The 13328-nt window shown below is 51.1% G+C and carries 12 protein-coding genes and 1 pseudogene; 2 read left to right on the top strand and 11 right to left on the bottom strand.

Features of this window, described 5'->3' with window-relative positions; all coding sequences use genetic code 11:
- Positions 1 to 31: 31 nt before the first annotated feature.
- Together KRAC_RS11010 and KRAC_RS11000 are read right to left on the bottom strand one after the other, a co-directional pair.
- Complete coding sequence (locus tag KRAC_RS11010; protein WP_007906948.1) at positions 32 to 241, bottom strand: hypothetical protein; 210 nt, start codon at positions 239 to 241, stop codon at positions 32 to 34.
- A gap of 1386 nt (positions 242 to 1627) precedes the next feature.
- On the bottom strand, positions 1628 to 1861 hold the full coding sequence (locus KRAC_RS11000; protein ID WP_007906946.1) for a hypothetical protein: 234 nt from the start codon (positions 1859 to 1861) through the stop codon (positions 1628 to 1630).
- A gap of 314 nt (positions 1862 to 2175) precedes the next feature.
- Between KRAC_RS11000 and KRAC_RS73695 the strand changes: the two genes are divergently transcribed.
- Positions 2176 to 2355 (top strand): hypothetical protein, encoded by a 180-nt coding sequence (locus KRAC_RS73695; protein ID WP_169460878.1) that lies wholly within the window; start codon positions 2176 to 2178, stop codon positions 2353 to 2355.
- 528 nt (positions 2356 to 2883) lie between these two features.
- Here the strand turns inward: KRAC_RS73695 and KRAC_RS10990 are convergent.
- The 3 genes and pseudogenes from KRAC_RS10990 to KRAC_RS79420 form a co-directional block, all read right to left on the bottom strand.
- A complete protein-coding gene (locus KRAC_RS10990) occupies positions 2884 to 3957 on the bottom strand; it encodes a hypothetical protein (protein ID WP_007906944.1) in 1074 nt (357 codons plus the stop codon).
- Positions 3958 to 4568: 611 nt separating this feature from the next.
- Positions 4569 to 5006, bottom strand: coding sequence for a DUF1269 domain-containing protein (locus tag KRAC_RS10985; RefSeq protein WP_007906943.1), 438 nt, complete (start codon positions 5004 to 5006; stop codon positions 4569 to 4571).
- Between the two features lie 123 nt (positions 5007 to 5129).
- Positions 5130 to 5234, bottom strand: a pseudogene (locus KRAC_RS79420) (oxidoreductase); the annotation flags it as partial.
- 878 nt (positions 5235 to 6112) lie between these two features.
- Between KRAC_RS79420 and KRAC_RS65705 the strand changes: the two are divergent.
- Positions 6113 to 6748 (top strand): hypothetical protein, encoded by a 636-nt coding sequence (locus KRAC_RS65705; protein WP_007906942.1) that lies wholly within the window; start codon positions 6113 to 6115, stop codon positions 6746 to 6748.
- Positions 6749 to 7064: 316 nt separating this feature from the next.
- Here the strand turns inward: KRAC_RS65705 and KRAC_RS71095 are convergent, their stop codons facing one another.
- From KRAC_RS71095 to KRAC_RS10945, 6 genes are all read right to left on the bottom strand, one after another.
- Positions 7065 to 7238: a hypothetical protein gene (locus KRAC_RS71095; RefSeq protein ID WP_157506387.1), complete on the bottom strand. Its 174-nt coding sequence runs from the start codon at positions 7236 to 7238 to the stop codon at positions 7065 to 7067.
- Between the two features lie 415 nt (positions 7239 to 7653).
- Entirely contained in the window at positions 7654 to 9012 is a 1359-nt protein-coding gene (locus KRAC_RS10965; protein ID WP_007906941.1) for a sulfatase family protein, read from the bottom strand.
- Positions 9013 to 9028: 16 nt separating this feature from the next.
- Positions 9029 to 10084: a Gfo/Idh/MocA family protein gene (locus KRAC_RS10960; RefSeq protein ID WP_157506648.1), complete on the bottom strand. Its 1056-nt coding sequence runs from the start codon at positions 10082 to 10084 to the stop codon at positions 9029 to 9031.
- A complete protein-coding gene (locus tag KRAC_RS10955) occupies positions 10071 to 11519 on the bottom strand; it encodes a sulfatase family protein (RefSeq protein WP_007906939.1) in 1449 nt (482 codons plus the stop codon). The genes KRAC_RS10960 and KRAC_RS10955 overlap by 14 nt, the downstream gene beginning before the upstream one ends.
- 5 nt (positions 11520 to 11524) lie before the next feature.
- A complete protein-coding gene (locus tag KRAC_RS10950) occupies positions 11525 to 12514 on the bottom strand; it encodes a Gfo/Idh/MocA family protein (RefSeq protein ID WP_007906937.1) in 990 nt (329 codons plus the stop codon).
- The gene (locus KRAC_RS10945; protein WP_007906933.1) at positions 12508 to 13320 is read right to left on the bottom strand and encodes a sugar phosphate isomerase/epimerase family protein; all 813 of its coding nucleotides are present in this window, start codon (positions 13318 to 13320) and stop codon (positions 12508 to 12510) included. Before KRAC_RS10945 ends, KRAC_RS10950 begins: the two co-directional genes overlap by 7 nt.
- Positions 13321 to 13328: the final 8 nt, after the last annotated feature.

Below are 13328 nucleotides of genomic sequence, written 5' to 3'. Positions count from 1 at the left end.
TGTGAATCGCCATTCAGCCTCCCAAGCCGCCTTACTTCACTTTTTGTGTTATAAGTGGCGCTGTAATACGCCCGCGTTTGAGGCGTAGGCGCTCCTTTTCTCGCTCCATTGCCTCCGAGTCAAATCCTGCTTGTCGTGCTGCTTGGACCACTTGCTCGCGCACCATATCCCGCCAGTAGAGAGGTAAGCGTAACCTTTGTAATAGCTCCCCAAATTGGAGTGCGACACGGTCGGTACGCACTTGTAAATATCCTCCTGCTGGGCAGGGCAATGCCCGCGCTTTCGCCATATCTTTATAGTATGCGTAGTCTTGACCGGGATGTGCTCCCTTGCATCGCAGATTCAGCCCGCAATGAACACAACTAATGTACCCCGAAAACTCATAGACGCGTTGTGTCTGTTCACTTCGCTGATCTTCTACTATGCGAACTATAGCAACCCTTTCAGCGAGGATGATGCACAGGCGTATGTGATCGTGGGGGTATCGCGCTTCATATTTTGTGGATAAAAATGTGGATAACTATGTGAAAATCGTGTGGATAAAATGTGGATAAAACAAAAGGTAGATAGGTCATGTGTGGTTAAATATAATAATGAAAATCACTAAAGCGGCAAAGAAGACCTCGCTAACGCCCTCAACATGATTAACGATCTCAAGGCGACTTTCCATCCCCCTTCAGTAACAAATAAAAAGAGTCGGGACTTCTCCCGGCTCTCCGACCTGCAGTTAGTGGGGGTTTTTGCGACTCCTACAGGAATTGATGGGATTGTACCGTAGAAGAATTAATTCCAGATGAATCTCTCATAGACCGATATCATTCTGCTTGCTAATATGGTCTTCCCAGTCGCGGCCTCCCTGGGCTTCGCTCTCATCTGCTTTATTAAGTTGAAACTACCAAAGGACCAGCAGGCCAAGAGTAGAGGACATTGTGAACACGTTATAGCGGCTATCGAGCAGGCACGGCCCGCCCTGGCTGGCTCGGAGAAGAAAGCAGAGGCAATGCGTATCGCGCGATACAGGAGAAATTCTGACATCCATTTTGACATCTTAGAGGTCGAGATCATATACATTTGATTCACCACGAATGGACAATAATAAAACGTTCTTCAGCCTAACAAGCCAATGGAACTGCATCAGAAGAGCGCCTAATTTCTCGCGGCGTGGACTTCAACTCTCCTCCTCTACATCGCAAGAATGCTAGAAGTAGAGGAGGCAAACCCGCTTCTAGCATTCTTACACGTATCAATGGCGTGAGGGATGCTAGCGTACCCTAATGTTGGTGGGTTCAAGTCCTCCCCAGGAGCCAAGCTGATACCTCAAGGGCGGTTAGTGTGACTAACAGCATATTTTGGCCACCAAAAAAAGCATAAGTTGACCGTTAAGCACAGCTATTCAAGCTCAAACATGTCTGCTTGCTGTAAAGTATAAGTTGGCCGAAAGTGCAAAAGACAAGCAATTCTTGGCCGAAAGTACAAATCTTGAGAACAAATTTCATCGGCTCCTGATGCGCCCTTTGCATGTAGTCGACGCGAAAACCTCCAACGAGAAGTACATTTTGAGCGTGAAAACGCGAATCGGAAATTGCCAAAAATTGCGATTCTTGGCCGAAGCGGCCATTTTATGCTGTTAGTCACAGTTAGAGTCATAATCACTCTGAATGTCCTTGAGAGTCTCCTCCAGGTCACCTATAAAGTAGGATAAGGCACTTTGCATGACACGCATGTGGCCGAGTGTCTGCCGCATACACCGTAGAGTTGTCTCTTCGTCCTGTTGTACATCTGCAAACGCGATAGCTGCTTGTATGGCGTTCATATCTTGCACCAGACAGTCGTACTTCTTCCAGCATTCAGGATGGAACATACGGATACCTCCTTCATACGCATATATGGATAGCATGTACCTATTGTAGCAACCTCTATTTACTCATCCTCAGGCATGTACAGCGCCTCCACTGGCACATCCAGGTGTCTCGCTACCTTTGCTAATGTCTCAGCGTTCGGCACGTATCCTGGTTCATTGCACATCCTCAGAAACAGAATAATTAAATACTATAAGACCGCAAGCGTGAGAAGAATATGAAGCCGCTCAAAAAGACGTCTTATCGTTCAATGATCCCAGATGTACTGACGTTTTGGTTAGTGGCTGCAAGTGGATATAATAAGAGGCAGGCTACCATGATGACATTTACATATGCGCGTGATGAAAAGGAAGCGCGAAAAATCTACAAGGATTGGTTAGCCCTGTTTCCAGATCGGCCAATTCATACATTGAAGCCATATCCAAACGGCTTCAATTGCGGTTATCGAAATTGGCAGCCAGGAAGTATCACAAAGGCCGAGAACGAAAAGACGTAATATACTAGCATATAGGAACTTGGAAATAAGCGTAAAGCCGCTTCAGAACTAGATGGAGCCGATTAAACACCAATGCCAGAGTTACCAGAAATCGCATAAATGAGGCGGTAGGCTTGGGCGAGAAAAAAACACAAAAAAGCTCTTCTATAGCATTGTGCTTGCTTGCTAAGACCTTCTAAAGCCGCTTGAGATAGGTGATTAGGGTTTCGAACTCCAGACCTACTGCATGTAAACTAGCAGCTATCAGAAACCCTACAAACCCGCCTCTAGAGCTACCTCGCCGACCCCAAAACGCTGATGATGTACTCCCATTCGAACCCGGAAAACCTGTAGAGTGTTACATTGGCTAGACATAAAGTCCCAATGCAGGGTTATAAAAATTGCTCACGCCGGGCCAAAAATAGGAAGAAGGGATGGGATGTGTTCGTAAGACACCCTGCCCCTTCTTTTATTAGAGAAGACCTATTCGATTTTACTAATTTATGGAGGAGGAAAAGCTGGTGTTTTTCTCCAGCATATATTTTTCGACTATTCCCCTTCTGAAGGGAGGAACATCAGGCCAGTCGGGCTGTTAAGGCCAATGATGACGGGCGAGATGGTCCCAGTTTTGGGATCAATTTTGCCAACGAAACCGGCAACACCCGAATCGGAGGGGGCTTCTGTGAAGATCGTACCCTTGGCAAAGTCAGTCTTATCAATCGTGACGCTATAGATGGTGTTAGCCTTGCCATCGACTACGAGCAGCTTGCCCTCTTTAGCAGGAATCCAGATGGAGTCATCAACCTGGGTACCTACAGGGAGGCGGGTCACCGATTGCTGGGCCGTGCCTGGATTGCGTACAGTGATAATCTGAGCGTCGGCCTGGTCATCCAGAATCAGATTCCCCTGATTATCAAGCGTCATTGAATCGGGATCGGTCAAATTGAGAGTAACACTCTGATTGGCCGTTACATCGGTAGCAGTCGCATTGCCATAGAGAACAGGCGTAAAGATAGCCTTGCCGTTTTTCAGTTCGACCTTGTCGATGGCAGGAAAGACATTAACGCCCGCGCTATTCAGCGTGGGATTCGAGGCAGCGATAAACGCCTGGCCCTTAATGAAGAGCACATCATCATACCCACCGCCATGAGGGGCGGCTGGCACCTGGTACAAGGTGACCTTCCCAGTATCAGGGTTGATCGTGGTGATGTTAGGATTGCCGTCTTCGTTAGAAGTGGTCCAGAGCAGATGGGTCGTAGAGTTGTAACGCATGCCATCGCAGTGACCAGGGACACTGAAAGTATGCACAACCTTGCCCTGGCGTGTATACTGCACAATCGTGCTCGTCTTATGATCCGTGCCATCCTTGGCGGTCGTGTTCTGATATCCAATAAAGATATATTTGCCCGCGACATCCACCGAGTCAGGATTATAGTATGCTTTATTACCTTGAGCAAAAATCGAAACATCATAGTTTGGCAAAGCAACAACAGACTTTGCGGGGCTGACTGCGGGCGCGAAACCATTAGCGCTGGCTTGGTGGTTCACCAGCATGAAAGTCGTGATACACAGCACGACGACCAGGGCTAACGCGCCGAGACGGACGATAGTTGATGTCTTCATATTTCCCTTTCAAATAGTAATTTGTTATGTGTCGATAGATTAAACCAATACAGTCAAGTATACTCAGCCCCATTTAAGCTTCGTTTAACACAATGTAATCTCGAAATTAACAAGCGCTCAAGTATCTCTCAAAGCGATGCCATCCTAATACACTTAGGAGAAGGAACATATACACTAAATACGCACTCCATATATCCTAATTACCGGGCGCTGGGTATCCTATAGATAGGAGCACAATGGACAAGACTCCTGGCAAGAGAATACAATTCCATAGCAAGCTGTAAACCGCCCATGAAACCCAAAATCGCAAACAAATGAGAGCAAAAGTGAGAGCAAAACGGCTCAACACGCATCGAAAAAGTTAGACAAGAATGGACAAAAATAACTCACTCTCAAGCTCAAAAAGGCCACGAACAGAGCTTCAAAGCCAGGCCAAAAACCCATCAAAGGGGGTTCAACTCTCCCCCATCTCCCCCAATGAAACCGATTGTAAAGTCTCTTCACAGGCAGCTTTCTCTTTGCCGATTCGCCCGCCACCTGAGGAGACGTGCCTCATCATGAGGCGGACCCCAGCACTCGGTAATTGTCAGCCTTGCTTTGCTCATCGACGCCTATGCCTGCCCGGCAGCCGCTCTAATCCTTGCCTTATCTTCTGTTGACAGCACGCTGTAGAAGCGCTTACCTGGGTAACCTCTTAAAGCGTGAACGACCTCTTGAGCCTTGGACGGATCTACCAAAAGAAAGAGAGCGGATGTCCCTGGAAGAAGGTGTTGCTTCACCTGCTGGACAAACCAATCATCAATGCCCTCACCCCACCCAGAGAGCAGTGTTTTGATGACATATTCCCATGTTTGGGCGTTAAAAGCGTCTCCATCTGTGGGATCTACCACTTGTTGCACGATGACCTGGCCATCCAGCCGGATGATAACTATCGCTGCATCCCCAGGTGGAATGAGACCGCTTCTCTGTAATTCTTGAGTCCGCAGCCACAGTTGTTCTGCTTCCTGCTCACCGTCAAACACCAGCGCAATCAACCTACTCTCAGCCATTTCTTTGCTCCTCCACAGAGAAAATTTTCTTCATCGTTTCTTCCATTGGTCCTTCACCTCCAGGCGAAACGTTGCCATGTTGGTTGAGCAAGCCAGCGTCGTTTTGGTAGGTTACTTCTTTTCTGGCAACCCTTTGCTGACAACGATGGATGCATCTATAATTATCGATGCGCTATCTGGCATCAGCGGCAGCGCCTTCTGAACCGTGAAAAGCAGCCCTCCCACACTGTTTATCATTTTTCGCTGTTTTTTGCGAATATGCGCGCTGTACTCCTCCGGCACTTCGAGCCCGTCTCGTCGTGCTTGATAGCAAGAGCCTCCTGCTTTCTGTCACTATACAGGCCCATCTCAAACAGAGCGGTGAAGATCTTTACATTGAGCTGGCTTTTCGCTACGAAGACGAGGCACAGAAGCATGAACAATGGCAAAAGCGTATACAGTAAGCCATAAAGCCTATAAGCGCTTACACCAGCATAGCTAGTACAGCATTTAGTACAGCGACACCCACAAATTTTTACAAGAAGCTACCAACACCCACAAACAAAGGACCTAGATTTTAAGCTCCAGGAGGACAGCCACCAACACCTACAAATAACCCGACTAGAATCTCTCCTTCGGCATCAATGGCAAGCTATATAGTAGAAATTCTGACATCCAATTTGACATCTTAGAGGTTAGACTCTTCTAAATTTGACTCATCACGATTGGACAAAAATAAAACGTCCTTCCGCTTAACAAGCCAATGGAACCGCATCAGGAGAGCACTTAGTTTCTCGCGGCGTGGACTTCAACTCTCCCCGATCCAGGAGATAGAGTAGAACTACGCTTCATCAATATAAGAGCAGAATTTTCACACATATGAAGAGACAAATTTCAATTAGCACATTGAACTAATTGGGATGCTCTGAAGCCGTTTAGCACTCTACCAACTGTGTGCTGCTGCAATCTCGTTGCGCAACCTGTGGGTTCAGCGCGTTCAAGTACATACCCAATTAGGGGGAAGTATGTCCCACTATAATTGAAATATAGAGGTTATCTAAACTTCTCCGGGATAGCACCATGCGACCCGTTTCATGGTCCTTACACGACCAACGAAAGGAGCAGATATGTCCCATCTTTTACATTACATGCGACGAACCATTATGTACGCTCGTCAATATCATAGGCAACTGCACATACGACGAATCATCATGTACGCTCGTCAACATCATAGGCAACTGCACATACGACGAATCATCATGTACGCTCGTCAACATCATAGGCAACTGCAGGGAATGCTCCTCATCGTTGCTCTCCTGGCCAGCATGATCCTGCTTGCCCACTCCCTCGCTATCACCCATCAAGCGGCAACACACTATGCACCCTCGTTACATCCATCTATCGGTTATCCACATGGTGCTAGCTCCCCCGCTGCCGTTCCGCATAACTCGACCCCCCAGGTCGCCTACTCGGATGGTGCTAGCTCCCCCGCTGCCGTTCCGCATAACTCGACCCCCCAGGTCGCCTACTCGGATGGTGCTAGCTCCCCCGCTGCCGTTCCGCATAACTCGACCCCCCAGGTCGCCTACTCGGATGGTGCTAGCTCCCCCGCTGCCGTTTCGCATAACTCGACCCCCCAGGTCGCCTACCCACATGGTGCTAGCCGCCTCGATATGGTCTATCCTGGGCGGACTCACTCCTATCATCGCCTATCTTGGCGACAGCTCATCCATCGTCTATCCATGTGGCGGCGCTTCCGCTAAGCTGAAATAGCAACCTGTCACGCAGTGTTGTTGGAAATAAGCAGAATCCCGTTGGTTCCGCTGTTGGACCCAAGAAAAGCGCCAGAGTCAATCAAGACTCTGGCGCTTTTGTGTTTCCGTCACCGTCGGAGTACAACAAGCGTTCCGGCGGTTTCTTCGCGTTCTATGACGCCCTCTAGCATTCTCAAAACCGGTAAAAACGCGGGCCGCGGTGTTATAGCTGCAATGAATTGTTGTTCCACATCATAATGAAGCCTTCCTGGCTCTAAAATGTGCATAACCATGTCGCATCGCATATGGGTGAACCCGCTTTCGGCTAACCCGTCATAATAGATTGCCAGGCGACCACCCAGAGGGACGACTGAGGGCAATCCAATAATGGTGTGTGGCCGGGAATAGCCAGATCCACCAAGCACAACCGCTTTATTTGCAGGATTCCAATGGTCGAGGTCTGAGGACCAGTAGACCCATAGGCATCTGTATATTCCACAAAAGGTTCCCTGGTCGTATTCGAACCAGCGACAACTTCTACATGATTGGTAAATAAGCGCACCTCCTTCAACCGGTAGTACAAGGCCTAATATGCGCGAAACTGCTACCAGGTGCAAATAGATTCTGATTTAACAGGTTTTCCTATTCTGCTGCGAGTTTTTGCTCGTCATTCTGCTTGTAATCGGTTTTCTCTCAGCAGAAAAGATTGAATGGTCGGGTTTAGACGCGTAACAGGCTGGCAGTATCTGCTACCAGTTTTCTGCGACGAGTCGACATAGCTCAAGCAGCTTGTAAAGCAGATCAGTACATACTACTGAGAAATTGGAAAGTAGCTACCTTGCACTTCATGATAGCTTTGCGCATATTGAGCCTACATGCCAGCACAGCAGGTCGGTAAGCCTCTTAACAAATTATCAGCGCCGGGCAAGAACACGCTCCATGAATTGGCTGTATGGCAAGGTCAGCCCCTGGCTTTGAATGGGGTCCGGCTCGCCCGTAATGCGTGCCATTTCAGTGCGCCAGTCGGCGAGTATCGTCAGCATTTCGGCAAGCTTGTCTGGAAGATTATCGCTCAGATTTCGTTGTTCGCCAGGGTCCGACCTGAGATGGAAGAGCAGCGGATCAGCGCTGCGCTGCCGTCCGTAAAAATCAGGCAAAGGTTGTCCCTGAGTATCATCAACGATGGGTAAAATGACCTTCCAGTCAAGCATGCGCAGTGCGAGCGATGCTTGACGTGTAGACTCGGCGGAGATTACATGCGGTCGTATGGTCTCACTTGTATCATTGAGCAGCGGCATGATACTCGTGCCGGTCAGTGGATATGGCAGTGCTGGCAGCCCTACCAGATCACTAAGGGTCGGTAGGATATCTTCGGTCGAGACCAGCGCCCCGACACGCCTGGTCTGCTGACCCGGCAGCCGTAACATGAGCGCGATATGCGTTACGGCATCGTACAGGCCATGATGATCAAAGTAGAAACCGCCCTCGCCGAAGCACTCTCCATGATCGGAGAGCAACAGAAAGATGGTATTGTCCCAGTTGCCGCGCGCTTTCAGCACCCGTGTGAGACGACCCACCTGAGCATCCACCTGGCTAATCTCACCGTCATACTGCGCGACAACATAAGCATAGTCATCGGGATAACGCAGTTTCATATCGTCCAGCAATGCATCGTAGTATTCAGGGTAAATGCTTCTCACCTCAGCTAGGTCAATCGGACCAGAGTTTGGTTCGTAATGCAACATATCATAGGGCGGCTGTGGTCCATAGGGCGTATGCGGCTCCCAGTAGTGCATAAAAAGAAACAGCGGGTTCCCGCTATATTCCTGAATCAAGCTCAAAGCGCGGTCGGTGAGTTGCTTGCTTTGATCGGCAAAGGGTTTGTATACGAAGCCTGAGTAGTAATCGTAGCCGCGCGCGAACCAGCTACCACGTCCGTTACCCTGCACCGCCAGGTTATCGCACGCCGCCGTGATATAGCCACGTTGTTTTAGCAATTGCGGAAGAAACAGGATACGCTCGGCGAGACGGCGCTTGCTGAGATGCGCAACAATACCGTGTCGATAGGGATGCAAGCCGGTGAAAAGCGTGGTAAATGAGGGCATGGTTGGTATGCCAGCGGCAAAAGCACGGTCGAAGACGATGCTCTCAGCAGCCAGCGCATCAATCTCTGGCGAAGTTGCTTTGGGATAGCCGTAGCATCCCAGGTGATCCGGGCGCAATGTATCGATGGCGACCACCACGATATCGGGCTGGTTTGTAGGTTCGGGCATGGGTCAATCCCTCTTTCTAGCGTGAGAAATGGATGCGTCTTCCTTCCCGGGCCGATTGGTAAGCAGCGAGCACCATTTCGATGCATACGCGCCCATCCTCCGCAGTTGCCAATGGTTCCGCTCGTCCTTGCAAGTAGTCGATCAACGGGCGTGGTACCGCTTTGATGCGCTCCGCTTGCTGGCGGTTAGCGGGTAGATCAAAGCTACTCCACTCACGCGCGCTGGCTTGATACATTTTGAGCGCAGGAGCCTCGGGTGGATGCGGCAGCCACGACGATGGTGCATCACCATAATTTTGCACAAGCACGCCCTGGTCGCCATACACCTCGGTGGTGGCCTCGGCAGCAAGCATCGTCGAACTATTTAGCAGAATGCCCATTTCCTTCTTGGCAAAGCGATAGATGGCAATGCCGTTATCATCCGGGGCTACAGTCGTGACAATATTATCAATCTCCGCCATGACGCTGACGGGCCGCCCCAGCATCCAATAGAACCAATCAGCGGCATGCGAGGCATCGTCCATGAACATGCCCATATTCTGCACCGGGTCGATATGCCAGTTACCAGATCGCGCAAAGCCTGGCGTGAGCAGGGCATTGATCGCGTGTCGACGGCGCACGACGGCAATCTTCCCCAATGCCCCCTCGTCGAGCAGCGCCTTGATTTTCTGATTCACCGGATCGACACGCATCTGGTAGCACATGCTAAACTTGATGCCGTATCGCTTGACCGTAGAAATGATGGTATCGCAATCTGTCAGCGTCAATGCCATAGGTTTCTGAAGCAGCACATGTTTACCAGCTTGCGCTGCTGCAACCACGTGCACCGCGTGCTGATTGGTCGGGCTAGTGACGAAGACAGCATCGATATCTTCACGTTGCAAGAGGTCATCCAGGTTGCGCTCGTACGCGATGCCGTATTGTTGACAGCGTGCCATGCCACGTTCGCGGTCCTCATCCCAGGCTGCGATCACAAGCGCATCGTTAAAGTGTTTGATGGATTCGATGTAGGCGTTGACATGTCCATGCGCGAAGCTGATGACCCCAATGCGCACGACATTATCGCTTGACATAGCCATGGAGTTTCACTCCTTTCGCCTCGTCGGTCACCTCGTTGGGTGCTTGAAGCGCCTCAGGTGCGGGAATGGTGGCTGCCTGTGCCTGTTTTCGCTCGTGTAGCGGCGTGGCTCCTGCTCCAATAAGTTCGCCGGGCCTGGGTGTGCCGATCTTCGTGCCACAAATGCCTTGCGTTTGCAGAGGATCAACTTTCCGTCCCGTCTCCGCCAGACGTCGCGCGACCCACGTATCGAGGCGTGACGCCAGTCCCTGGGCCAAATCGCTGTACTGCGCAACAACATTGCGTTGTTCCTGTGGATCACTCTGAAGATCAAACAGTTCTTGCATAGGGCGGCCGTGACGGTCTGGTTCCAGCGAGTTGATGAATTTCCAGCGCTGTGTGCGCAAACCACGTTTCAACTCCCACGTCGCCTCAGAGAGGTACACCTCATCATAATTGCCATCACGCAGTCCAAAGATAGGAGGAAGCAGGCTAAGGCCCTCCATCCTATCGTGATCAAGGATGCCCGCCAGTTCAAGCATGGTGGGTGCCAAGTCGAGATTTTGCACGAAGCCGGGCACACGTTTGCCCCTGGGCATTGTACCCGGCCAGTAGAAAATGAGGGGCACGTGCACATTGCCTTCATAAAGCCCATGATGGTCGAAGTACCCCAGTTGCTCATTGAGAATTTCACCATGATCAGCGGTGATAATCACCAGCGTGTCCTGGAGTTGCGGTGCAAGCTCAGCAAAGATAGTACGCAGGTGATGATCCATATAGGCCGTCTCACCATCATAAAGATTGACCACGTATTCGGCGTCGGTCACACCCGGCATCCAGTCATGGAAGTACCATTTGAACGGCTCCCATGTCCAGGCTTCATCCATGCTGTGGTTCTCAGGATCGTAAGGGTCACGGTCTTTGGGATAGAATTTGCGCCTGTAGGCTGGGGGAGGCAGATATGGCGTGTGCGGGTCCCAGTAGTGAATAAAGAGGAAAAACGGCTCTTCCTGCTTACTCAAGCGCTGAATGACTGGCAGCGCTTTTGCGTTGACCGCCTCCGCCTTGCGCAGCACCCTCGGATCAGAGCGATCCCACGTGTAGGGAATGTACTCATCGAAGCCACGGCTGAAATGGCGGCCCATACTGTCCACAGCAACGGTTGCGTAGCCCTGTTTCTTGAGGATCTCAGGCAACAGGCGTATCCCTTCGGCAATAGGAGCACCCCCACCAATGTTGACGATGTTGTGCGTCATCGCTTCCTTCCCACTGAGCATGGTTGTGAAGCTGGGATGAGTGGGAATATTGGGCGCGTAACAACGCTCAAAGAGCACGCCGCGCCGCGCAATGCTATCGATGAACGGGCTGGTCGCTTTGGAATAGCCGTAGCATCCCAGATGGTCCGCACGCTGAGTATCCAGGGCAATCAGAACGATGTTTGGTCTCTGCATCTTGTTTACCCTTGTACCTCCTCAATCGTGCCGTGCTCCCACGAGCGTATAGCGGCTTCTATTACCTCTTGAGCTGCCAGTCCATCATCGCCCGAAGCGTCGAGCGGTCCACCGGCCTGCACCTGCTCAACAAAGGTCATGATACGATTGCGGAAGGTGTCATCGAACGTCCCCATGCCTCCGCCCATAATGGGATTCGCTACCACAAGCTTGTCGGGACTATTGCGCGGGAAGAACTCCAACCGCTCGAAGACATTCTCGATGACAAAACGCCCATTACTGCCGCCTACCTCACAGCGCTCGATGGGATGAAAACGGCTGGCATCGTAGCTGCCAGTGAGGTGACCAACGGCACCACTGGCGAACTGCATATTTATCGAGGCATTGGACCAGATCTTGCGCCCCGGCCCCTTGTACATGAAAGCCTGGACGCGCCTGATGGGGCCGCCAAAAGTGCGCATGACATCAATGGAATGCGGGTGCAGTGCACGCATGTGAAACCAGGGGGAGCTTTCATTGGGGTTGTTAATCCACAAAGCCATATTGATAAACAGCACCTCACCCATTTTTCCCTCGGTCAATAGCTGCTTTGCCCTATCCGCCGCTGGTGTGAAGCGATGATTTAGATTGACGCCAAACAACACGCCTTGCTCTTTGGCACAACGCACCATTTCGCGTGCATGCTCAATATTGTTGGAGATAGGCTTCTCCACCAATACATGCTTGCGAGCAGCGAGGCATTTCATGGTTGGATCATAGTGATGACCACCGTTTTCGGGGCCAGCAGTGGCAACGCTGACGGCATCGATAGCCTCGTTGGCGAGCATCTCGTCAAGATCGTGATAGGCTTTGACCCCGTACTGGCGCGCCACAGGATCGACGCGTTCGGGCAGGATATCGCATAGGGCAACAAGTTCAACGTCCTTGTTCTGGCTGTAATAGCGTGTATGGGTCTGGCCGATATGGCCCAGTCCAATGACAGCAACTTTTAACATGATCCCTCCTCAACTGTTTGCATGACGCGATGCAGATAGCCACGGCTCTCGGCGGCAATAGCAACCATCTGCCAATCCTGGAATTTCGCACCACCAATGACCTCCAGATCAACAGGTCCTTTATAGCCTATCGCCTGCAACGCACGCACGATGGCCAACAGATCGATATTCCCTCGACCCGCAACTTGCGTGGGTGGCGGACCGATGGAGATAACTTGTTCAAGGGTATCGCGAATGTGTACAGACACAATCTTCTGCCCCAACTGCTGCACAGCCTGCACCATATCATCGCCCACGCGATAGAGGTGGCTGGCATCGTAGTTAATGCCCCAGCCTTCTAGCGGAACCGCATCCAGGGCACGCAGCGCGCTTGCCGTATTATAGATGGCCTGATTGACGTGGGCTTTGACGCCTATCTTCACGCCCAATTCTTGCGCACGGGGAGCTAGTTCGCGAATGGCTGCATGCACCACGCGCTCGTCTTCACGATTATCGCTCTTCCCTCCGTTACCCGAATTGACGACCTCGATGCCAAGTTGCGCGGCGAAGCGCAGCACCGAGAGAAAGCGCGGGATATTGTCTGGCACGGTGAGGTTCATCGCCGCCTCCATAGCGACGGCTCGTAGCCCGGCTTCCTCTACCTGTCGTTTGATCTCCTGCGCATCGTCGCGCGTGGGCACAACGTGCTCGCACATACCCGGTATGGCCGCCAACTCAACCTCCTTGAAACCGCACCAGGCTACGCGTGCCAGCGCTCCTTGCAAATCTTGCGTGGGAAATAGTACCGTGTTACAACCAAGTCTCATCAAATGCT

This window comes from Ktedonobacter racemifer DSM 44963 (genome assembly GCF_000178855.1).
Taxonomy (GTDB): domain Bacteria; phylum Chloroflexota; class Ktedonobacteria; order Ktedonobacterales; family Ktedonobacteraceae; genus Ktedonobacter; species Ktedonobacter racemifer.
Note: the sequence above shows the minus strand (reverse complement) of the source record. Positions and strands in the feature narration are given on the sequence as shown.